Annotated in this window: 19 protein-coding genes; 15 read left to right on the plus strand and 4 right to left on the minus strand. The window is 36.8% G+C overall.

Annotated features, from left to right (window positions below; genetic code table 11):
* The first annotated feature begins 2 nt into the window (after positions 1-2).
* From BUC06_RS19190 to BUC06_RS19260, 15 genes are all read left to right on the plus strand, one after another.
* Positions 3-3,524, plus strand: coding sequence for a PAS domain S-box protein (locus BUC06_RS19190; RefSeq protein ID WP_073335614.1), 3,522 nt, complete (start codon positions 3-5; stop codon positions 3,522-3,524).
* A gap of 124 nt (positions 3,525-3,648) precedes the next feature.
* Entirely contained in the window at positions 3,649-4,089 is a 441-nt protein-coding gene (locus tag BUC06_RS19195; protein WP_073335615.1) for a response regulator, read from the plus strand.
* A gap of 7 nt (positions 4,090-4,096) precedes the next feature.
* Positions 4,097-4,828, plus strand: a complete 732-nt coding sequence (locus BUC06_RS19200) for a polysaccharide biosynthesis/export family protein (protein WP_073335616.1) — start codon at positions 4,097-4,099, stop codon at positions 4,826-4,828.
* An 8-nt stretch (positions 4,829-4,836) separates the two neighbouring features.
* Positions 4,837-6,981, plus strand: a complete 2,145-nt coding sequence (locus tag BUC06_RS19205) for a GumC family protein (RefSeq protein ID WP_083564132.1) — start codon at positions 4,837-4,839, stop codon at positions 6,979-6,981.
* A 3-nt stretch (positions 6,982-6,984) separates the two neighbouring features.
* Positions 6,985-8,211 carry a lipopolysaccharide biosynthesis protein gene (locus tag BUC06_RS19210; RefSeq protein ID WP_073335618.1) on the plus strand — a complete coding sequence of 409 codons (1,227 nt, stop codon included), beginning with the start codon at positions 6,985-6,987 and terminating at the stop codon, positions 8,209-8,211.
* The gene (locus BUC06_RS19215) at positions 8,202-9,317 is read left to right on the plus strand and encodes a glycosyltransferase family 4 protein (RefSeq protein WP_073335619.1); all 1,116 of its coding nucleotides are present in this window, start codon (positions 8,202-8,204) and stop codon (positions 9,315-9,317) included. The genes BUC06_RS19210 and BUC06_RS19215 overlap by 10 nt, the downstream gene beginning before the upstream one ends.
* 3 nt (positions 9,318-9,320) lie before the next feature.
* The gene (locus BUC06_RS19220; RefSeq protein WP_073335620.1) at positions 9,321-10,610 is read left to right on the plus strand and encodes an O-antigen ligase family protein; all 1,290 of its coding nucleotides are present in this window, start codon (positions 9,321-9,323) and stop codon (positions 10,608-10,610) included.
* 133 nt (positions 10,611-10,743) lie between these two features.
* Positions 10,744-13,038: a hypothetical protein gene (locus BUC06_RS19225; RefSeq protein ID WP_073335621.1), complete on the plus strand. Its 2,295-nt coding sequence runs from the start codon at positions 10,744-10,746 to the stop codon at positions 13,036-13,038.
* Positions 13,035-13,736: an acyltransferase gene (locus BUC06_RS19230; protein ID WP_073335622.1), complete on the plus strand. Its 702-nt coding sequence runs from the start codon at positions 13,035-13,037 to the stop codon at positions 13,734-13,736. The genes BUC06_RS19225 and BUC06_RS19230 overlap by 4 nt, the downstream gene beginning before the upstream one ends.
* The gene (locus BUC06_RS19235) at positions 13,723-14,955 is read left to right on the plus strand and encodes a glycosyltransferase family 4 protein (RefSeq protein WP_073335623.1); all 1,233 of its coding nucleotides are present in this window, start codon (positions 13,723-13,725) and stop codon (positions 14,953-14,955) included. The genes BUC06_RS19230 and BUC06_RS19235 overlap by 14 nt, the downstream gene beginning before the upstream one ends.
* A gap of 1 nt (position 14,956) precedes the next feature.
* A complete protein-coding gene (locus tag BUC06_RS19240; RefSeq protein ID WP_073335624.1) occupies positions 14,957-16,033 on the plus strand; it encodes a glycosyltransferase family 4 protein in 1,077 nt (358 codons plus the stop codon).
* 126 nt (positions 16,034-16,159) lie between these two features.
* Positions 16,160-17,380 carry a DUF1972 domain-containing protein gene (locus tag BUC06_RS19245; RefSeq protein WP_073335625.1) on the plus strand — a complete coding sequence of 407 codons (1,221 nt, stop codon included), beginning with the start codon at positions 16,160-16,162 and terminating at the stop codon, positions 17,378-17,380.
* Between the two features lie 11 nt (positions 17,381-17,391).
* Entirely contained in the window at positions 17,392-18,456 is a 1,065-nt protein-coding gene (locus BUC06_RS19250) for a glycosyltransferase family 4 protein (RefSeq protein WP_083564134.1), read from the plus strand.
* 444 nt (positions 18,457-18,900) lie between these two features.
* Complete coding sequence (locus BUC06_RS19255; protein ID WP_073335627.1) at positions 18,901-19,875, plus strand: hypothetical protein; 975 nt, start codon at positions 18,901-18,903, stop codon at positions 19,873-19,875.
* 85 nt (positions 19,876-19,960) lie between these two features.
* The gene (locus tag BUC06_RS19260) at positions 19,961-20,689 is read left to right on the plus strand and encodes an SDR family NAD(P)-dependent oxidoreductase (RefSeq protein ID WP_073335628.1); all 729 of its coding nucleotides are present in this window, start codon (positions 19,961-19,963) and stop codon (positions 20,687-20,689) included.
* Between the two features lie 433 nt (positions 20,690-21,122).
* Here the strand turns inward: BUC06_RS19260 and BUC06_RS19265 are convergent, their stop codons facing one another.
* The 4 genes from BUC06_RS19265 to BUC06_RS19280 form a co-directional block, all read right to left on the minus strand.
* Positions 21,123-21,995, minus strand: a complete 873-nt coding sequence (locus BUC06_RS19265; RefSeq protein ID WP_073335629.1) for a class I SAM-dependent methyltransferase — start codon at positions 21,993-21,995, stop codon at positions 21,123-21,125.
* Between the two features lie 45 nt (positions 21,996-22,040).
* Entirely contained in the window at positions 22,041-22,298 is a 258-nt protein-coding gene (locus BUC06_RS19270) for a hypothetical protein (protein WP_073335630.1), read from the minus strand.
* 10 nt (positions 22,299-22,308) lie between these two features.
* Complete coding sequence (locus tag BUC06_RS19275; protein ID WP_167367436.1) at positions 22,309-23,376, minus strand: S8 family peptidase; 1,068 nt, start codon at positions 23,374-23,376, stop codon at positions 22,309-22,311.
* A 164-nt stretch (positions 23,377-23,540) separates the two neighbouring features.
* Positions 23,541-23,999: a hypothetical protein gene (locus BUC06_RS19280; protein WP_073335632.1), complete on the minus strand. Its 459-nt coding sequence runs from the start codon at positions 23,997-23,999 to the stop codon at positions 23,541-23,543.
* Between the last annotated feature and the right edge of the window lie 3 nt (positions 24,000-24,002).

The raw sequence follows: 24,002 nt of genomic DNA on the forward strand, positions 1-24,002 counted from the left end.
AAATGGAGCCGGAATTTCACAGCCTTTTAAAAAGACAGATCAACAAGTATCTTACGGAAGACTGCAAGTCTCATCCGCAATTCAAAAATTTCATCCATGCTGTTAATCAGTCTTATCAATCTTTTGAAAGGGATAAAGAACTTATGGATCATGCTTTTAAACAAAGCGAGGAAGAATATCATGAAATCTACATCAGCCTTAAAAATGAGAACATTTTAAAGCAAAAGTTGATCTCTAACCTGTATGAATCCATCAAAATTCTTGATCCTACGATTGAACATCAGGATTCGGAAGACCTGACTGAGTTGTCCTCCTATGTATCTGAACAGCTGAAAAAAAGAATCTTCCTGGAGAAACAGCTGAATCAGCAACTCCAATTTCAGAATCTGTTAGTGGACATCTCTTCTGAATATATTAATATTCCTTTTGAAAAGGTGTCGCAAAGTGTCCAGAAATCCCTTCAGGAAATGTCTGAATTTGTGAAGGCAGACAGAGCCTATATTTTCAGTTATGATTTTGCAAACAGCACCTGTTCAAATGTGTATGAGTATTGCAATGAAGGGATCAGTCCTCAAATAGACAATCTTCAGAACGTACCTCTTGGCATCATCAGTGAATGGGTGGAAGCCAATCAAAAAGGGGAAAGTGTTTATTATCCCGATATTCAGGAATTGCCGGAAAGTAATCTTAAAGACCTCTTACAGGAACAGGATATCAAAAGTCTGCTTGTAATTCCTGCCATGCTGCAAAATGAATGCCTTGGCTTTATCGGTTTTGATTTTGTCAGAAATTACCATACAGTCTCACCTACCGAGAAAAATCTCCTTACCATATTTACTCAGGTTCTTGTGAATGTAAGGGAACGCATCATTCTTGAAAGAAACCTTTCCAGAACAGTGGAAATTCTGAAAAAACTGTTGGCGAATCTCCAGTCCGGAATCTTAATGGAAGACGAAAAAAGAAAAATAATTTTTACCAATGATTTGTTTTGCAAAATGTTTAATATCCCTGTTCCCGCCGATGATATGGTCGGAATAGACTGTACAAATTCTGCGGAAGAATCTAAAGCTCTCTTTAAGGATGAAGAGCATTTTGTACGGAGAATTAGTGAAATACTTAAGGAAAAGAAAATCGTAACCAATGAACTCCTGGAAACCCGGAATGGGAAGTTTTTAGAGAGACATTATATTCCCATTTTCATTAAGGATCATTACAAAGGACATCTCTGGAAGTACAATGATGTAACGGAACGGGTTGTTACTCAAAACCTTCTCAGACAGAGTGAAGAACGCAACAGGATGATCATGGATTCTGCCATGAGCGCCATCATCATTACCAACCACAAAGGGCAAATCACTTTTTGGAATAAAAGCGCGGCTTCTACTTTCGGCTGGACAAAAGAAGAAGTAGAAGGTGAAAAAATTATTGAAAAAATCTTTCCGAAAGCAGATAAAATGCTCTACAAATCAATGCTGAATAAACAAGTTGAACGTAGCATTATCAAAAAAAACGGAGCAGAACTTACGGTAGAAATATCGGTAATTGCTATAGAACAGGATAATAACAAATATTACTGCTACTTCATCAAAGATATTTCTGAAAGAAAAAGAGGGGAAGACCAACTTAGAAGGCAGGAAGAAAAATACCGGAACATCATTGCCAATATGAATTTGGGATTATTAGAAGTAGACAACAACGAAACCATCCGCTATGCCAATCAAAGTTTTTGTGATGTATCCGGCTATGATCCGGATGAGCTAATTGGCAAAAGTCCTTCACAACTATTTGTACACGGAGACAATAATCTTGAGTTTGTAAAAGAACAGATCCTTTTAAGAAAAAAAGGAGTTTCAAGCGTATATCAGCTTCCTGTAAAAAATAAGAGAGGAGAAATCAGATGGTGGGCAATAAGCGGCGCGCCCAATTATGATGATAATGGGAATCTACTCGGTTCGATAGGAATCCACCTTGATGTGACAGACCAAAAAAAACTGGAAGAAGAACTAAAACAGGAAAAAGCTAAGGCATTGGAGGCATCCAAAGCCAAGGAAGTTTTTCTGGCCAATATGAGCCATGAAATAAGAACACCTCTTAATGCTATTATAGGTTTTCTGAGAGAGTTGAAAAGAATAGGCATTAATCCCACCCAAAAACAGTTTGTAGAAAACAGCTATAATGCTTCGCAACATTTGTTATCGATTATTAACAATATTCTTGACATTTCCAAAATAGAGTCCGGTGAAATGTCTCTGGAAAGCAAAAGTTTTTCATTGCAAGAAAGTATAGAAAATGTTATTACCATTCTACAACCTAAAGCAAAACAAAAAAAATTACAACTGTACGCTGTTTTTTCAAAGTCTCTCGCACCTGCTCAAAAAGGAGACTCCTTAAAAACAGAACAGATTCTGTATAATATTATTGGCAATTCATTAAAATTTACTGATAAAGGTGAAATAAAGGTGGATTGTACTGTTCTTAAAGACTTTTCCCGTTATCAGACAGTTTCTATCTGCATTACGGATACCGGAATCGGAATGAGTGAAGAGTATGTCAATAATATCTTTAAAAAATTCAATCAGGAAGACAGTTCTATTTCCAGGAAATATGGCGGTACTGGTCTTGGAATGACCATTACCAAAGAACTGGTCTCATTAATGAAAGGAAAGATAGAAGTGAATAGTGAGAAAAATAAAGGAACTGCTATCACCATCACGTTCAATGTTGACAAGGGAAATGAAGAATCACCTTCAAAATCTTCCCAAAAGAAACAGAAAATTTCTATTCAGGGAATTCATGTCTTGCTGGTTGAAGATAATGAACTGAATCAGCTGGTTGCTGAAAATTCTCTGAAACATTTCAAATGCAGCGTTACAAAAGCGGACAATGGCAGAATGGCAGTAGATCTCTTAAGGCAAGAACAGTTTGATATTATCCTGATGGATATCCAGATGCCTGAAATGGATGGTATAGAAGCCACCAAAGTATTACGGGAAGAACTTGGAATCGAAACACCCATTATCGCCCTTACAGCAAACGCTTTCAAAACCGAGATAGACAATTGTATCAGTGCAGGAATGGATGACTATATTACCAAACCGTTTATTGAAGAGAACCTGCTCAATATTATTCACAAATACACCAAAATTCAAAAAAGAACCAACACAAAGATATCCAATATGAGCGAAACACTTTATGATCTTAAAAATATACAGATCCTCAGCAGAGGAGATGAGGATTTTATTCAGAAAATGCTTTCGATATTCATTTCGCAGACCCAGGAAACAATTCCTTTGGTAGAAAAAGCATTTGAAGAGAAAGACCATGCAGAAATAGCAAGGCTCATCCATAAGATCAAACCCAGTATAGAAGGCATAGGTATCTATTCCATTAAAGAAGAAGTAAGGCAGCTGGAAGTATTAGCAAAAGAACAGCATACAGATCTTGCTGAACTGTATGCTCTATTTGAAAGTATAAAAAAGACGCTTATTACCGCAATAATCCAGCTGAAGGAGGAGATTAAATAAAGAAAAACCATCCAAAATCAAGACTCAATTCCATATTTTGGAAAAAGTAAATATTTAAATATCTGATTTTCAAATAATTAAACACAGGCACAATAATAGACTTATTGTTTTCAAATTAAAAAAGATGGAAACAAATAGTCAAAATTTAAAGTTCTTTATTGTAGATGATGACAGATTCTGTGCAAGTGTATATGAACAGTATTTGAAAAATCATAGCTATGAAGACATTATTTGCTTCAGCAGTGGAGAAGAATGCCTGGATGAGCTTCATCAGAAACCAGATGTTATTTTTCTGGATCACAACATGGAAGACCTGAACGGCTTTGAGGTTCTAAAGAAAATCAAACGTTTTGATCCCAACATTTATGTGATCATGGTCTCTGCACAGGAAAACATCGATACTGCTGTAAATGCGCTTAAATACGGAGCATTTGACTATCTGGTAAAAGATGCGAATGTCTGCGAAAAAATGACAGAAACGATAGACAAAATCTTGAAAATAAGAGAAGAAATGTCTCAAAACAAATTAAAAGGTTTCCGCAAATTCTTTTCAATTTTATTTTAAAAAAACTATGGCCAAAAAATTCATCATATCATCCATTTTCATGCTGTTGCTTTTTTCCTGTAAAACATATAATGTGCTGGAAGAAGAACAGCCATCCCGAGCTATGCAGGATTTCAGTTTCGACCCGAATTACGAATACAGAATCCGCAAAGATGACAAAATAACGCTTTCAGTTTGGGGACAGGATGACCTGAGTGTGGGATCCGTATATGGAATTTACAACTCTAACGAGGTCTATGGAAAATGGCTTTTGGTGGATATTAACGGAAATATTGAAATTCCAAAATTAGGAACAACTTCTGTGATTGGAAAATCTTTGCCTGAACTGAAGGAAGACATAAAAACCAAGCTTAAAAAATGGCTTGTGAACCCGATTGTGGATGTGAAAGTTCTTAACAAAGAAATTGCAGTGATGGGCGAAGTACGAAATCCTGCAGTGATTCAGGTCGATAAGGATCAGAATACATTACTTGAGCTTATCTCAAAAACAGGTGGTTTTGAAATGTACGCCAACTTAAAATCGGTGAAAGTTTTAAGACAGGAAGGCGAAAACGTAAGGGTTACCAACATAGACCTCACCAAAATGAAAGATGTTCCCAATCAGAATATTATGCTCCATCCGGGAGATTACGTTATTGTACCGTCCAAGAAAAGCAAGGACTTTGATAAAAGAGTTTCCACCATAATTCCTTTTACAACAGTGACATCTGCTGCTGCCATATTAATTAACCTGCTGTAAAGATTACCATGATGAATAATGAAAATGTCCGGTTTCTCAAACCTTTGCTAAGAGGCTTACCCATTGTCATCCTGGCAATGGCAATTTCTGTATTGGCGGCAAAAAAGTACCTTAACTATGTAACACCCATGTACGAAAGTACAGCAAAACTAAAACTTGCCGATACCCAGCAAGGCGTTCCCAGTGCCAATCTTTTTAAAGATTTCGATGTGTTTGCCTCTGCCAACAAAATCAGTACAGAGATCGAGGTTTTGAAATCGACCTCGTTGATTGAAAAAACACTTTCGAAGCTCCCTTTGTCTACAGAAATTTACAGAAAGGGAAAGGTTCAGTCGGTTGAGCTTTTTAATGATTCACCTATTAAAGCAGCAGCAACCTTCAGTGATGATAAAAATAATGATAAAAAATTCCTGTTAAACGTCCTATCCAAACAAGCCTACTCTATTACCGTTCCCGGTACTGCCACACCGAAAAAGGGGAATTTCGGAACTCCGGTTCATATAGCCAATGGACAAATACTCATCAGCCTTAATGAAAATTACATCCAGTCCAGACCAGATGTTAAAATCATCGATCAATATGAGATTGAATTTTTAAGCAGAGAAAAACTTCTGGATAACATCAATAAAAACCTGGATATCGTTTCTGTTGACAAAGACGTTCCGGTGATCAGAATCAATTATAAAAGCAATGTACCCGAAAAAGCGGCATTGATCGTGAATACCCTTGCCGAAACCTACATTCAGGATTATATCGAAAATAAATACCGTGCCGCCAATACTACTGTAGATTTCCTCAAAGGAGAAATTGGGCAGGCCAACCACAAACTTTCTGATGTAGAAAATAAAATTGAAGACTACAAAAATAAGGAAAACATCATCAATATTCCACAGGAAACAGAGACCGATCTTAGGAAAATATCCCAGCTCAAAATCCAGAAAAGCAATCTGAAAATGAATTTGGATGCGATAAAGGATCTTAACGGATATGTTGCGCAGGGTAAAGACAATTATCTGGATCTTGCCACCAATTTTGAAGCCTTTAACGATCTTCTTTCTACGGAAATGATGAAAAATATAAAGCAATTACAGGCAGAAAAAAAAGACCTTCTTCTCACCTACACTCCCGAACACGAAAAGGTAAAAATAATAGATACTAAAATCAAAGATCTTACAGACTACCAAACCGAAAGTATCAGGAATACACAAAAAAATCTACAGATCAAATACAATGATATCGATCAGGATATCCGCGTCGCTGAACAGGCTTTTGTAGGCTTACCGGAAAAAGAAAAACTCCTCAACATCATGAACAGAGAGTTTAATCTCTATGAAAAAAATTATAATTTTCTAAATGAAAAAAGAATAGACGCCGAAATTGCCAAAGCAGCGAAAATTTCATTTCACAAAATTATTACCAGAGGAGAGATTTCTACCCATCCTGTATCTCCCATGCGTTCCATCATTATCATTGTGGCAGCTATTATGAGCATGATCGGATCTATTGCCCTTATCTATGCCATCCATTTTGCCAAAGCAAAAGTAAATGATGTCTATACGATCGAGAAAAACAGTTCCATCCCCATCGCTTTCACAACACCATTTATTAAGAAAAGAGAAAGAATACCTTATTATTTTCTTGAGAACATTCTTGAAATGGAACTCAAAGGCATCATCGCGGAAAAAAATATCATCTGTATCACTTCCTATGACAATCCCGAACATCATACCTTCCACGCCAAAAATCTCATCAAAGCACTACAGATGCAATCTAAAAAAGTTTTGGTGGTGGATGTTTCCAATACCTTGAAAGATATTCAGGCAGAGCATTATATCAATTTTTCCGGGGATGAAAATCTTAAACTTACCTCAACGGATATTCAAAATATGATTCGTGAAAAAATAAAAGACACAGACCTTTGTATTATTAATAATCAGGCCATAAGACAAGGGAAAATGCCGCTGCTTTTTCTGAAAATTGCCGATCAGAATCTTTTCCTTTTAGACAGCCGGAAAACAGCCACCAAGAGCATTATGAATGTAGAACTGCTAAAAGATGAATATAAGCTTGATAATCTATGGTTCATCCTTAATAAAGAAGGCTACAATCCGAGCATTCTCACAACCTTAAAAAAATTAATCCAAAAAAAATAAACGGTGAAAAAGCTGAAAGAAATAGCGTCCAAACAATCATCTCTGGTCTTCACAGATCAGCTGATATTCAGTGGATCCAACTTTCTGCTTACTTTTTTACTGGCCAGGAAACTGAGTATTTCAGATTTTGGTTTGTTTTCTTCCGTTCTTTTGGTAACCTATCTTCTTGTGGGGATCTGCAATGCAGTTATTGTGCAGCCGTTTCAGATTTCAGCGGCAAAAGAATTCAGTAGAAAATCGCTGGGATTTGTTTTTCAGGCTGCTTTGCTATTGATTTTTATTTTTGCTTTGCTATTGTTTACAGCCAAGTTTTTACCTATTTCCGCCATAGAATTTTTTAAGAAAAACTTATCAGCGGTTATTCTTTTTACAACTGCCTATATTTTTCAGGATTTTGTCAGAAAGATCTTATTGACGGTTGATCGCATTTACCTCGTACTTTTTATTGACAGCATTTTTCTGGCTGTTTTCCCTTTAATCTGGTTTGAACAGAGTCTTAATTTATTTAAAAGCCTGTATATCATAGGTATTATTAATTTTATAGCATCCATTCCGGGAGCCATCTACTGCATAAAAAATTCAGACTTTAGCTTCAAAAACAGTTCACTCTTCCGCTATCATTTTATGGAAGGAAAATGGCTCCTGAGCGCCTCTGTTGTACAATGGTTTTCAAATAACTTCTTTACTCTGGTCGCAGGTATTTATCTTGGTATTAATGCGTTGGGAGCATTGAGGCTTGTGCAGTCTTTTTTTGGAGTCATTAATATTGTTCTGCAGACTGTTGAAAACTATTACCTCCCGAAAACGGCTCAGCTTCATTATCAGAATAAAGGACAGGAAAAAAAAGAACTTCTTAAAAATATGTCGAAAGGAATGACAGTACTGGGAATTCTTATTGCCGGCTTCTTTATCTTGTCAGAACCTCTTATTACTTTTCTCGGAGGGCAGAAATATCATCAGTATGGTTTTGTTATCCGGCTAATATCCGTTTTGTATATCGTTATCCTATACGGCTACCCTACCCGAATCGCCATCAGAATTTTGGAACAAAATAAAGCTTTCTTTATCGGTTATTGCATTTCTTTTGTTTTCTCGCTCCTGAGTTTTCATTTCCTTTTAAAATATTTTGAACTGTACGGAGCCGTTTCAGGCCTTGTGATCAACCAGATTCTGATGATTGTGTACTGGAAGGTTCTTCTTAACAAAAAAAATATTTCTGTATGGGCATAGTGCATATTATATTAGGTAAAGCCAATCCCGAAAAAATGAACGGGGTGAATAAAGTCGTGTACAATCTGGCGACTCAGCAGGCAGAAAAATCCGGGAAGGTAGAAGTGTGGGGAATTGCTGAAAATACCGAGATCAACTATCCGGAAAGAAATTTTAAAACCAAAGTTTTTCAAAAAAGGAAGAACCCTTTTTCTATTCCTCAAAATCTTAAAAAAGAAATTCTGAATGCAGATCATAACACTATTTTTCACCTTCATGGAGGATGGATTCCGGTATATTATTCTTTAAGTGAATTCCTGAAAAAACATCAGCGCAAATTTGTAATTACCCCTCACGGCGCTTACAATACGATTGCCATGAACAAAAATAAATGGGTAAAAAAAATCTATTTCAGGTTTTGTGAAAAGAAAGTAATCGGAAATGCAACCAAAATACACTGCATCGGCGAAAGCGAAGTAGAAGGACTTCAATCTATATTTCCGACAGACAAAACTGTTCTTATCCCCTATGGATTTGACAAAATAGTAAACAGCTTTCCTGAAAAAGCACACGACAGCACGATCCTGTTCGGCTTTATCGGAAGACTGGATATTTTCACCAAAGGACTGGATATTCTCATGGACAGCTTTTCAGATTTTATCAAAGAAATTCCTGATGCAAAGCTTTGGATCATTGGAGACAGCAATGAAAAGCATCAACTTCAGCAAAAAATAAAAGATCTTCAGCTTGAAAAAAAAGTGGAACTGTTGGGAAGTAAATTCGGAGATGAAAAGAATTCGCTGCTGAATCAGATGGATGTCTTTGTGCACCCCTCCAGAAATGAAGGTCTTCCTGTTTCGGTTATAGAAGCCGCCAATTTTGGAAAACCTTGTATCGTCACCAAAAATACCAATATTGGTTATTCAATTGAGGAATATGGTGCCGGTATTACCATTCCCTACCCTGACCGGAAATTATTACTCCAGGCTATGCGGGATATGTACGCAATATGGACAGACAAAAACCAATACAACACAACTTCTCAAAATGCCCTGAAAATGGTTGAAAAAGCATTCGATTGGGAACATATTATCACTGAAATGAATTCCAGACTTTATCATCTTTAAAACATGGAAACTTTACCTATATCCCATCAAAAATTTTTAAAAACGATAAACAACCAACTCTTTATTGTTCTTTTATTAATGGTTGCCTGCTTTTTTACGTGGAGTGAGAATGTCTCGATTACAAGAGCCATAAAAGTAGTGGGAAGAATGGGAGTTATGTTTTCATCTATACTTATTTATCAGAAAATAATCAGGTATGGCAGCATCAATTCTCTTGCCTACAAAAACATCTTCTCTCCTATTCTTTACATGACTTATCTTACGTTGGGGTTTATCTCCTTTTCCTGGAGTACTAATCCGGGCTTTAGTGCCCTGCAGTGGTTTATGACTTTTCAGAGTTTTGTTTTTGCCTATTTTTTTGTGAAAAGCCTTAAAATTCTGGATATCTACTTTGAAGGTCACAATATCAGGCTCTATCATTTGCTTGGAAACACGGTTTTCATCCTTCAGTTGATTTTCGTCATTGGAATGTGGGTGTCTCCGGATGTTTTTTTCCGTCTCACAGATGGTGGCGAGGAGGCAAGACTTGGCGGAACATTAATGAATCCCAACGAATTGGGAATGCTCGCCGGGGTGGGATGTGCCTGTCTTATTTTTGACCTTTACCGCTTTAAAAATAAAGTATGGACCATCATCAAAATTCTCATCATCATGTATGCCCTATATATGACAGGATCGAGATCTTCTCTGATCGGGGTGTTGCTTATTATATTTTTTCACATCAATCAAACTAAGCAAAAAACACTGAAATTTTCTATTCTGGCGCTTGTTGCCATGGTTGCCCCTTTTGCTGTATACACGGTTATTTTAAAAGGCGGCGATCAGGAGAGATTAGAAGAAGTAATGAGCCTTACAGGAAGACTGCCATTTTGGAAAGCACTCATTACAGAAGGCCTTCCAAGAGAGCCCCTTTTTGGTTTTGGTTTTATGCGGATCGACTACAAAGAGTTTTTCCAGAGTGCCCATACCTATCCCGGAAAAATGACCCATAATACCTTTATGCAGGTACTGATGAATCTGGGATTCGTTGGTTTTACAATTGTTTTATTTCAGGTATTTTTTACCGTAAAATCAATTTTATCCGAACAAAAAGAGACTAAGCTTATGCTGATCGGAATCCTGATTCCTATTGTTATTAATTCTTTCACAGAATTTGGAATCTTTGGTGAGAGTAATTATGGCATCATGTTTTACCAGATCATCATTTTTTCCATTGCCTTCAGGAACAACAATCATCTTACCCGCCCGCAAAAAATCATATTAAGAAAAAAACGGCCGGATCTTACAGTCTGAAATTCCAACCTTTACACTATTTTTCCATTTTTTGGAAAATAAAAATTAAACAATCAAATATAAAATACTGAAATACAGACACTTAAATACTTGGCAAACTATTTACATCCTGTTTTACTATACAAGAAACGCCATGAAAAATATATTTAAGAATACAGGATACAGATTGTTTACAAAACAGCAGCCGGGAAGCGTGAAAATTTCTTTTTCCTACATCCCTAATCCCGATGGAAGTGTGAGATGGTTTTGGAACTCAAATTCAAAAAAACCGCTATTTTTAAAATTCTATAATATAGCCACCTTTAAGGCAAAAATGTTCTCATTGTTTGTTAAATTACTATTTGTACTTCGTTTACAGAAACTGGCTTTCAAGAAAGAGACATTGCATTATATCGCAGATGGAAAGCCTATTTTCGACATTGAAAACGATTGGGCTATTTTTACAGGAACTGTAGGTCCTAATAATAAATGTCTTTTATACTCTAATGGGTGCTTTTATAAAATAGCAGACACCGTAAATGCAAAAAAACTCATTAAAAAAGAATGTACCGCTATTAGCTATGCCGCAAAAAGCAGCCTCTATACTGTTCCATCGGCTTTACTTCATAATGAAAGCATTCTGCAGCTCAGCGATATTTCTGAAAACGGGAATAGAAAAAATGTGTTTGGGGAAATTCATGCCAAAGCTCTGCAGGGAGTTAAAGAAAGATATCAGGGAAGCTGCAGAATATCGGAATGGAAGTATTTCCAGAGCCTGAAAGAACATTTCAGTGCAATCAGAGACGAAAGGATCCCGCCCAACATGATAAGAAAACTCAATACGATTCTTACCCATATCAATGAAAATGAAAGCATAGATCTTTCTTTTTCTCATGGTGACTTTACTTCCTGGAACTGCTATATAAAAGATCATACACTGGCAATTTATGATTGGGAACTGGCATCCTTTGAAAGACCAAAAGGGTTTGATTTTTTTCATTTCATCATTCAAAACGGTATTTTAATTCAGAAAAAGTCCTGGAAAAATATTTTTAAAGAGATCAAGGAAAAAAATGCAATAGCCTTTCAGTATGACGATAAAGAACTTGAAAAGTATTTAAAATTCTATCTTCTCACCAACCTATTATCATACCTGAAAATATACTCTGAACAAGACAAATGGCATGTACAGATTCACTGGCTTTTACAGACCTGGACTGAAGCTTTAAATATTTTTCTTGCAGAAAATAATACAGAGAGAGAACTTTTGATCATGGATATTTTTGATCAGCTGTATCATACCCCTTATGGCACTTTAAAATTTCACAACGAAGCTCCTGAAAATCTGAAATTAAATTCTGATATCGATATGATCATATCTTCCCGGAATGCAAAAAAGATGATCGCTTTTTTATCTGCCAACAGTCTTGTACAAAACATTACAACCGTTAAAAAATCGTTTATGTACTCTGTAAGAATTATCACCAAGCATCATGAAATTCTTAACCTTGACCTCATCTCTCAGTTGAAATGGAAATACCTACAGATGATGGATACAAATGAAGTTCTGGAAAACAAATTTAAAAACAGTTTTGGAATCTATAAAGTTTCTGAAAAAGACACTGCTAGGTTTATTCACCTATTTTATCATCTTAATGAATCGGAAATTCCTGATTCCTATAAAAATTTTGTTTCAGAACATGTGGATTCAAAAAAAACAATCATAAAAGTTCTGAAAACAAAAGATTGCAATAAAGGTTTCCAATTTCTGAAAAATGTATATCATTATCTGAAAGATTCTTTCTCAGAAAAAGGATTTATCATGACATTCAGCGGTGTGGACGGAGCGGGAAAATCCACTGTTATTTCTGAAGTTTCTGAGCTGATAGAGAAACGTTACCGAAGACCTGTAAAAGTGTTGAGACACAGACCTTCCCTTCTTCCTATTTTAAGTGTCTGGACGAAAGGTAAAGAAAAAGCCCACCAGGATACGGTGAATTCTCTGCCAAGACAGGGCAACAATAAGAGTTCTGTTTCTTCTTTATTCAGATTCGGGTATTATTACACAGATTATATTTTAGGACAGTTTATTATTTACCTCAAATATGTCTTAAGAGGAAAAATAGTACTGTATGACAGATATTACTTCGACTTCATTGCAGATGCTAAACGAAGCAATATCAAACTTCCGAAGGCTGTGACCGAAACCGGATATCATCTGTTGATGAAACCGAAATTCAATTTCTTTCTGTATGCGGCTCCCGAAAAAATCCTCAGCAGAAAAAGAGAACTTTCTTACCGTTCTATAGTGGATTTGACCACAGAATACAGCACATTGTTTTCAAAACTGAATAAGAAAGACCAGAATGTAAAATATCTTTCCATCGAAAATAATGATCTTGATACGACTTTGGATACCATAATGAACACCATAATTACTGCAAAATGAAACCAATTGTTGAAAAAATCATAAGACTTAGAAATCCTGATTTTACGATAGATGATGCATTGAACTCCGGAGCCATTCTTCAGCTGATATGGATTCAGCTCTGGAGCATCATCAGGGGATTAAAGGTTATTTTCTTCTTTAAAAATCCAAAAGGAATGCTTTTAGGGAAAAGAGTCAGCTTTTTCAATCCTTCAAAAATGAAATGGGGAAAATTCCTGAGACTGGGAAGTGATGTCTATGTTTCTGCATTGTCAAAACAGGGAATAGAGTTCGGAAATAATGTTTCCATCGGAGCTTTCAGCAGAATCATCGTTTCTACTTCTTTCAATAATATCGGAGAAAAGATAAAAATAGGAAACAATGTAGGCATCGGAGAGTTTGCGTATCTGGGAGGTTCCGGAGGACTGGAAATCGGTGATGAATGCATCGTTGGACAGTACCTGAGCTGTCATCCCGAAAACCATAATTATGAAGATCTTGATATTTCTATAAGACATCAGGGGGTTAGCAGAAAAGGGATCAAAATCGGGAAAAACTGCTGGATCGGCAGTAAAGTTACCATTTTGGACGGTGTAGAGATTGGTGATGGCTGCATCTTGGCGGCAGGAAGTGTCATTACTAAATCTTTTCCCGACAACAGCATTATAGGAGGTATTCCTGCAAAACTATTAAAAACAAGAACTCATGACAACCAATAAAACTGTACTGGCAACCTGCTACGCAGTGAATCCTTATAAAGGTTCAGAAGATGCGATGGGCTGGAATTTTGTATATCAAATTGCCAGATTCCGAAAAGTGATCGCTATCACGAGGGAAAATAACAGAGAACATATTGAGAAATATATGGCAGAAAATCCTGATACCATTTATCAGAATATGCGTTTTCTCTATTTTGATCTTCCTTATTGGATGCGCTTTTGGAAAAAGGGAAACCGGGGAGCAATGCTGTACTATTATCTGTGGCAGAAAGGAATTGTTTCATTTATCAAAAAACAAAAACTGGATTTTGATATTGTTCATAATGTCAATTTTCATAACGACTGGACGCCAAGTTTTTTATGGAAGCTTAATAAGCCAATGGTCTGGGGCCCCGTAGGACATCACCCGCTGATTCCAAAACAGTATCTGCAGGATTATTCGAAAAAGTATTTTATAAAGGATCGTCTCACATGGATGGTGAAAAATTTCTTCTGGAATTTTTCACCTTCATTGAGGAACACCATCAAACATTCAGATCATATCTGGTGTATGAATACCGGAGTTCCTGAAAAGCTTGGCATTCCTGAAAATAAATATTCCCTCTATCCGTCCGTAGCTTCGGAAGATTTTTTTCAAAGCAGTGAAATTGCTGTAAAATCTGATTTTACGGTGATGAGCGTGGGAAGATTTGTTCCGTTAAAAGGCTTTGTTTTAACCATAAGATCATTTGCCGGATTTATCAATAAACTTTCGGAAAAAAACAGGGCAAAATGCAGACTGATACTGGTAGGAACAGGTGAACAAAAAGAATTTTACCTACATCTTATTACCGAAAACCAGATGAATGATTATATTGAAATTATTGAATGGATCGACCGAAGAGACCTGATGAAAATGTACCGAAAAGCTTCCGCATTTCTTTTTCCTTCGCATGAGGGAGCAGGAATGGTGGTTCCGGAAGCACTTTCGTTTGGATTACCGGTGGTATGTCTTCAAAATGAAGGTCCAGGAGAATTTGTGAATCATCAGTGTGGTATTACAGTTCCCCAACAGAAATATAATAAGACCGTAGAAGGCTTAAGCTGCGCATTGCTCAGATTATTTTTGGATAAAAATATTCAGAAAAAAATGAGTACCGGAGCCCGAAAGCATTATCTTGAAAGATTCTCCTGGGAAAAAAGAGGAGAACATCTCAACAACATTTATAACCAACTTTAAGATGAAAAGAATTGTTGCCATCCATTTATTGAACGATTACAGCGGAAGTCCGAAAGTACTGATGCAGCTTTTGAAAGCCTGGACAAAAAACGGAATTGACGCCCATCTTTTTACTTCCGGCGGAAGAACAGGGTTTCTTTCCGATATACCCAACGTTAAAAATCACTTCTTTTGGTATCGGTTTTCTCCCAGCTCATGGGTCAGAATAGCGAATTTTTTTGTGAGTCAGTTTCTTTTGATGATCAAGCTTTTGTTTTTTCTAAAAAAGCAGGACATCGTCTATATTAATACGGTACTTCCTTTTGGGGCAGCTATTGCCGGAAAAATAAAAGGCTGCAAAATCAGTTATCATATCCACGAAACCTCCGTTAAACCTAAAATATTTAAAAATTTTCTTTTCGGAATCGCAAAGCTCACTGCTGATAAGATTGTTTTTGTTTCAGAGTATCTTTTACAACAGGAATCTCTGATAGATGATCAGGTCCTTCTCTATAATGTTTTGGAAAGTGATTTTACAGATCAGGCAGATCAATTCCAATACGTGGAAAAGCCCGTTCCGATTGTCCTGATGATCTGTTCTTTAAAAATATACAAAGGCGTTGACGAATTTTTAAAATTAGCAGAAAAAAACAACAGCTATCTATTCAAATTGGTTGTGAATGCTTCTGAAAAAGAAATACAGGAGTATTTCAGAGGAAAAACAATTCCGGATAACCTTACCATCTATCCCACACAAACCAACACTCATCCTTTTTATCGGGAAGCAAGCATCATTGTCAATTTATCGCATCCAGATCTTTGGGTAGAGACTTTCGGACTGACTATTCTGGAAGGAATGCGTTATCGTCTCCCGGCAATTGTTCCTCCGGTTGGCGGGGTGACCGAATTGGTAAAAGACGGTAAAAACGGATTTTTGATTCATTCTAAAGATATCGACGAATTATCTGAAAAGATTACTTATATATTGAGTAGTTCAGACGTGTACCAATCTCTCAGCGAGGCATCTTATCAGACAAGTCTTTTGTTTTCAGAAGCCTATTTTGAAAAAGAATCTCTGAAAATTATTTCCAATTTATAATATATTTTCCATTTTTTGGAACTTGGCACCTTGTCTAACAAGATTTAAGTTATTGATTTTTAATTACTTAAAAACAATTTTATTTTTGGAATATGAATAGTAATACTGTTATCAAATACATCTATTATGAAGACAAAAGTAGCCATTATCGGAACTGTGGGTTTACCCGCTAAATATGGAGGATTTGAAACTTTGACGGCGCACCTTGTAGAAGAGCTTGCCGATACTTATGATTTCACAGTCTATTGCTCGTCAAAAAAATATACAAAAGAAGAAAGAACCGAAAGCTGGAAAGGCGCAAAACTAAAATATCTTCCTCTTGATGCCAACGGAATTCAAAGCATCCCTTATGATACCTTGTCTATTCTTCACGCATTATTCCGAAGTGATGTTTTATTGGTTTTAGGTGTTGCAGGCGCATGGTTATTACCATTTGTAAAACTATTTACCCGTAAAAAAATCATTATTTCGATTGATGGTATAGAATGGAAAAGAGACAAATGGTCTTTACCTGCAAAATTATACCTGTGGTGGGCAGAAAAACTGGCCGTGAGATTTTCTCATATTGATATTTCTGATAATGAATCTATCCAGGATTATACTTCTTTACGATATAAAACAATCAGCAGGGTCATAGAATATGGTGCCGACCATACAAAAGTAAATTTGATCCCAACTTCTGAAAATATAGAAAAATATCCGTTCTTATCAGAAGAATATGCTGTAAAAGTATGCAGAATAGAACCGGAAAATAACGTTCATACTATTGTAAAAGTTTTCAGTGAACTTCCTGATCGTACACTGGTATTGGTGGGCAACTGGAAAAACAGCCAGTATGGTATTGATATAAAGCATAAATATTCAGGCTTTAAAAATATTCATCTTCTGGATCCTATTTATGATCAGGAAATGATAGATCTTATCCGCGGAAATGCTTCTGTCTACATTCACGGGCATTCTGCAGGCGGTACCAATCCTTCTTTAGTAGAAGCTATGTTTTTAGGGCTGCCTATTATAAGCAATGGAGTTTCTTACAACAGAACCACAACAGAGCATCAGGCTTTTTATTTCTCCAATGAAGAAGATCTTAAAAATGTTTTAAATGAAATTACAAAAGAAGATCTCCGTAATTGTGCCGTACAGATGAAGAAAATAGCAGAGAGAAGATATACCTGGAAAAAAATCGCAAAAAAATACAGTCAGCTAATTGAAGAAACCTTTACGGTCAATAAAAAAACCAATGTTTACCCTATAATTTCAGGATTAGACAAAAAAATTCTTGAAAAATATAATCTGGAACATTTGAAAAATATAAAACTATTCAACAGTTCAAATAAAATCGCTTAAAACCAAACGCCATGAAAAATTGTATAGAACTATCCATATTGGGAATTCTTGCTTTCACTTTATCGATGTGTATCATTCCGCTGATGAGAACTGCTGCCCAAAAACTTAAATTAGTAGATGTTCCCAATTCAAGAAAGGTTCATCAGACGGCAATTCCTTTAATTGGAGGCTTAGTCATAGGCATTGTTGTTATTTTGCTAATGGGTGTTACCGTAAATAACAGCCTGAAAGAGATGCTTCCCATCATCATCACTTCATACATTATGCTATTGGTAGGAGCTTTAGATGACAAAACGGACATCAAGGCAATCTATAAGCTGGGGATACAACTATGTGTGAGTGTAATAATAGCAACATCCGGAATCAGAATATCTTCTTTGTATGGGCTTTTCGGAGTTTATGAAATCAACATTTACCTGCAATATATTCTTACCGTTTTGGTTATTACCACTGCAGTGAACTCCTTTAATCTGATCGATGGAATAGACGGATTGGCAGGAAGCGTTGCAGGAATAGGTTTTGGCCTTTTTTTCATTATCACACTTATAGAAGGCAACATTAGCCTTGCAAAAATTGGCATTTTGTTCATTGGCAGTATCCTGGCTTTCCTCAAGTACAATTTTTCTCAAAAAAACAAAATATTTTTAGGAAACTCCGGGGCATTATTTTTAGGATATCTATTAATTTGCCTGGGTATTTATATTACGAAATTTGACCACAGTACAGCTCATTTCCCTTATGGCATCTTCTTCATTCTGTTTGTATTTACCATCCCTGTCATAGATTCTGTAAGAGTATATACTGATAGAATTTTAAGAGGTAAATCTGCCTTCAAAGCAGATAAAACACACATCCATCATCACCTTTTACAATTGGGACTGTCTCACAAAAAAATTACTTTGATCTTTTTATCAATCAATGTTATCGTTCTTGCTATTCAGATCATCTTTTTCAAAAGCTATTCAATTTACACCGTATTATTATCTTTCCTTGCTTTCATCCTAATATTTAAGCTGATCAAAACGATCAATCTATTTGTGACCTGGAAAAAAAAGATCAAACAAATAGAGAATTAATGAACAGATTTTATAAATGAAAATAAAATCATATAAGAGACAGCCTTGAAAATTGGCTTAATAGGCCTAAAATGATTCGGGCGGTAAAACACTTGATATCCTTTGTAAAATATTCCAGTTTTTTGGTTGTCGATAAAAGACATTGAAAAATATGAATTTCACTTTTTTTGAATTTCAGACATCAGATTAAAAAAACACATTTTATAATACTGAAAATCAAAGTCATACATTAAACAGCCACTAATTTCCAAGAAAATTTGTATCAAAAGAATTCAAGGATTTCGATGGTTTACCCGGAGAAATATTAGAATTAGCCCTCTGAAAAAAATTTGGAAAAAATCTTAAAAAGTAGGTCAGCTAAAATCGTTTTGGCAATAGACGACCCGTTAATTAGTGGTACCTTTACAGCAAACAATAAAATCAGACAATAAAATATATTAAGTCATGAAAAATCTTAAAAAGATACTATTCATTACAACAATGACTCTATTAGTTTACAGCTGTAATACTGAAACCAAAAAGCAAGAAAAAGAAAATCAAACAGAACAAAAAGTCGCTGAAAACGTTAATTTTGAAGGAAACTATGTTAACAATTCCTACAGCCAAAGAAAGGAAGGATACGATTGGGTTGCTGTTATTGTGAGTAAAGAAAGCGACAATCAATTAAAAATCGTAGTTCGGTCAAGAGCAGACAAAAAGAAACCTACTTGCACATTTGATATTATTGCCCAAAAATTTGATAAAAATACTTACACATCGGTTGTTCAAGATAAAAAAGTAATGTTTCGTTTTAGTGAAAATGGTATTACCATCGAAACCGAGAAAAAAGAAGATAGCAGCATCCTCAGTTTTTATTGTTCAGGCGGAGCGAGTATTGCAGATACTTATACCAAAATTAATGAGCCGTTGGACGAAACTCAAATTGATAAAACAAAGTTCAGTAAAGTTCTCAATTTACAAGATGTTGGCTTTAATATTTCGTCTACTGAAAAAAATGGAGCAACACAACTCAGCATCTTTACTTTCGGACTTCCAAATGATTTCAAAGAAACCCTAAACATTAACAACCAAATAGTTGTAAATGCAGAAGTAGATGATTTAGATGCCGACGGCTCACCAGAATTGGTGGTATTTACCAAAGATAGCAGTAATAAAGAAAATGTGTATGCTTATTCTGTAAACAACAAAAAATCTATGAGCTCTGTATATTTCCAACCCACTGTAGAAAATAACAAGATTAAAATTGGCTATAATGGACAAGATAGATTTACATTGATGGAAGGTAATTTAGTTCAACGTTTTCCGGTTTTTGAAAACAATGTGGAAACCAAAAAAATAAGACAAGTAGCCTATAAACTTAAAGATGGAGAATCCTCAAAAAAGTTTGAAATAAGCAAACATACCGATTACGAAAAATAAAAAATCGGCTTTTGAGACTTGATTTGAATACATTAAATGAGAAGCTCCAAAAACAGTTATCGATAATCCTTAAAAACAGAAAAATTTGAAAACGGAAAGAAAAACATATTTAATTTTTGGAATAAGTAAAGGTCTCGGAAAAGCAATTACTAAAAGCTTACCTACTGAAAATGATGAAGTATTTGGAATTTCAAGAAGTAAGCCTAATTATTTAAATGAAAAATCGAATGTAACTTGGATTAGCACAGACTTGTCAGACCCGAAAAATTCATCAGAAATTATAAAAGAAAATATCGGGAATAGAAAAATCGATTATTTTATTTATAATGTTGGAATATGGGAAAGTAATGCTTTTACGGAAAAATATAGTTTTGAAGAAAATTCTGAATTTGAAATAGCCAATATGATCAATACAAATATCACATCTTGTATTTTGAACATCAAATCAGTAATTGAAAATTTAAAACAATCTGAAAACGCCAAGATAATTTTAATGGGTTCAACTTGGGGATTAGATAATCACAATGGAAAAGAAGTAACTTTTTCTGCCACAAAGTTTGCATTGAGGGGTATAGTACATTCATTAAGAGAAAATCTCCGTGAGTATAAAATTGGGGTTTCAATAGTAAACTTAGGATATTTAGCGACCGAATTTGAAGATGATGAAAATATCGAAACTATAATAGAGCAAACAGAAGGAAAACTAATTCCTTTACAAGACGTTATTGGTGCTTTGAAATTCATTATATCAACTTCTAACGCAAGCTGCGTAAAGGAAATTAATATGCCTGCAATGAATGATTTTAATTTATAAAAAGGACTACCGATAACTCGTTGCTGTACTTCAGGCAGAAGATGCTGCAAATTCATCAACAGTACTTCGATTGAATTTTTGTAGTACTAGTACGGCTTCTGTACCCCTATTTCACTGCCATCACAAAGCTCCGAAGTAATATAACCAATCCGTAAACCTTACAAAACAAACTAGAGTAAATACGGAATTTTACTTCATCAATTTAAAACGATGAAAATAACCGTAAGTAGATTTCTTTTAGAATATTAGCGTTTAATTCAATAAAATATTTCTCTGCTTTAAGATCTTTCAAAAAATAATAGAACATGTATGTCATTTTATGAGCCATAATTGGTGTTTTTTGTATGACGCTAAGAATATAAAAAATCAGTAATAGTGTATTTCAAATTTAATCCATCAACTTGGTGGTCAATCTGACTGAAATTTAAATCTATTAAAGAGGCAGAGCGTTTTTCTGTACCGAACACACCAGCATATCTGCTTCAAAAAGAATATGGCCGCCCGTTTTAAAACCAGACAAAAGCGAATAAATCTGTTGTTCCTTTTCCTGGCGTTCATCACCGGAAAGCGCAGACAATAATGTATTTATTATGGGATTGCAGTCTTTGAAAAAGGCCCACAATTCCTGTTCGCTGCCTTCCCAGTTCAAAACGGTTTTTCTTGCCACTACCAGAAGATTGCTGACGGGCTTATCTTCGAACAACGTCTTAAGCGTCTGGGTGTCAGAAAACATAAAAGGATCCTGGCCGTCGGGATATTTATGGTCCTCCATAGCGAATGTATCCTTGACGAGCCGGAACAACTGGTTGTCGCCGGTCCAGGTCGTGATTACCATATGTCCTCCTGGTCTGAGTACGCGCAAAAACTGATCTATGGCCCCTGATGGATGCCTAAGGTACATCAGGGAAAAAAAGCAGGTAAGCAGGTCGAAGCTGGCATCGGGATAATCCAGCATTTCTGCGGCACACACTTTGAACGAGATATGGGACAAATTTTCTTCCTGTGCCAGCAGCCCGGCAATTTCGATCGATTCTGTGGCAATATCACACGCCTCAAAACGGCATTGAGGCCAGGCCTTCGCCAGATCAAGTACCGGTGTCCCCGTTCCTGTAGCAACGTCAAGGGCAGCAGCCGGCAATGGCATATCCTCCATCAATTCCTGAATAGCAAGACAGGCGTCCTCTGTCCATCGGGTGAGGTAAGCATGCCACCTGATCCAGGGATCCGAAGTTTTTGCTATGATGACCGCCCTTCGCGCCACCTGTGCGAACCTGTTATCTAGGGTTAATTTTTCACTGTTATCCATAATGCTGTTACTTATTTCTGGCCCGTTAAAAGGAGTTATTTAATTTTACAACAAACGGTTCGGCTCAATCTGAAAATCCTGACCGGTAAGTGATGCTATTTCCATTATTGCTTTATTCCAGACTTCTTCCGGTGCATAAATAACCAGTTGGCCCAGCATTTCTAAATGCTCCACTTTGATGTCCATTTGTTCCAGTCGGGTTTTTAATGCTATGAGCCGGTCTCTGTCTGCTTCCTTTGCATCTGGTACAAGCGATCGGGTATCTGATAAACTTACCAGGAAACTGATTTCTTCTTTTTTCATGACCCTTTCTTTAGCTGCTTAAATTGATTCTGCCTTTGCCGGCCCGCTCTGTATCTTGCAAAGGTATTACCATATTAAGCAATAATTCTTTGAGCTTTAGCGGTTGCGTGATCAGTTCGGGCTGCCTTTCCAGCAATAGTGCCGCTATCCCTGCTGCTATCGGCGAAGCCATTGAGGTGCCGCTTTGTTTGAAGTATTGGTTCCCAGGTCCTGACAGGCTGGAGTACAGCCAGACCCCCGGAGCACTGATGTCCGGTTTGTTGATATTGCCCAGCTGGGCTACTGTGCCCCAGGAGGAGAAAGAAGCTACCTTGTCATTTTCGTCCAAGGCACCGATCCCCAGTGTAAGATCATAATTACCTGGGCTGGAATCGCTGTTTTTTCCTTTGCTTCCGTTATTGCCTATTGCTGCAATCATCAGAGTGCCCGGATCTGTAAGCGCCATGTCCAGGGCACCGTGCAGGTAATCATTAAAACCAGATGCAGATTCTATGGAGGCATTGATCAGATGTACTCTTCCCGCCTGCGTATCATTGTCACGGCCTTGTTCAAGCAGGTAATTCAGACCGCCCAGTATTTGCGCCAGGTATCCTGCGGTACCACCGCGTTCCGTAAGGCAGGCCGCTACGGTCAGCGAAGCATCCGGTGCTACCCCTGCATTTCTGCCGGCCAGCAGACCACATACATGAGTACCATGAGTACCATAGTCTTTCGGGGTTGTGCCTACAAGTCTACCGACACTGTCAAATTCTGCAAATGTTATCTGCTTGCCGGCAAACTCCTGGTGACTTGCGTAAATTCCGCTGTCGATAACGCCTACATTGATATTCCTCCCGGTAAGGCTGCCATCCAGGTTAAGCTTTTTCTTATGCCAGAATTCCGGTAATTTTGCCTGTGACTCCTGTGATATTTCTGCAGGTGTAACCGATGCCACTTCTACATTTTCCCTGATCGTGGCGCCAAAAGTATCTTTGAAGTAAGATTCATCGATCTGCTCTTCGTCCATAATAAAAGTACAAAGATTATCGAGCGTGTGATAAACGCCCTGCAACCGGGATGCAGCACGTGCCGATCGCATCTTTTGTTGATATGGCCCATTTTGAATAAGATCATGAATATGGGCGGTTTTACCTTTTGCTGAATGGAGATTAAGATGGGGGCCTGCACTTCTGAGGTTTTGTCCCCTGGACTCCAAATCCTGCAAAAAGGCTTTGGATGGAATAACGATTTTAACTGCCATAACTATTGATTTTTGGGTCTGGTATCCCTGATTGTGATTACGGTATTTTTTCCTTTTAGTTCCTGCGGATCGAGCTGTATTATCCCCATGGGATGCTTAGGCATATACGCCGGCATGGGAATATAAAAGGCCCAGGTAAAGGTAAACCCGACCGGGCCGCTTAGCTGATCTTCGCTAAGGAGATGCGTGACACGGAAATGTTCTCCGCTCCTACCTTTTCGCGGCTGCATATCATGAAGCAGATGCTTTTCTGCAGATACCAGGCCACATTCCAGCTCAAGGTTATAGCTGATGTCCCAGGTAACAGTCGCTTCGTTCTGGTGATCAAGGTCATACTGGTGTTTTTCAACAGAGCAAGCCGGCAGGTTAAAGGGAAAATAGTCGGCCGGCCAACGAAAATAAGCGTCCCAGTAAGGGTCCAGGCGAACAATGGATGGTGTTTCAGTATTTATATTTATCATTGG

The organism is Chryseobacterium carnipullorum (genome assembly GCF_900142785.1).
Classification (GTDB): Bacteria; Bacteroidota; Bacteroidia; order Flavobacteriales; family Weeksellaceae; genus Chryseobacterium; species Chryseobacterium carnipullorum.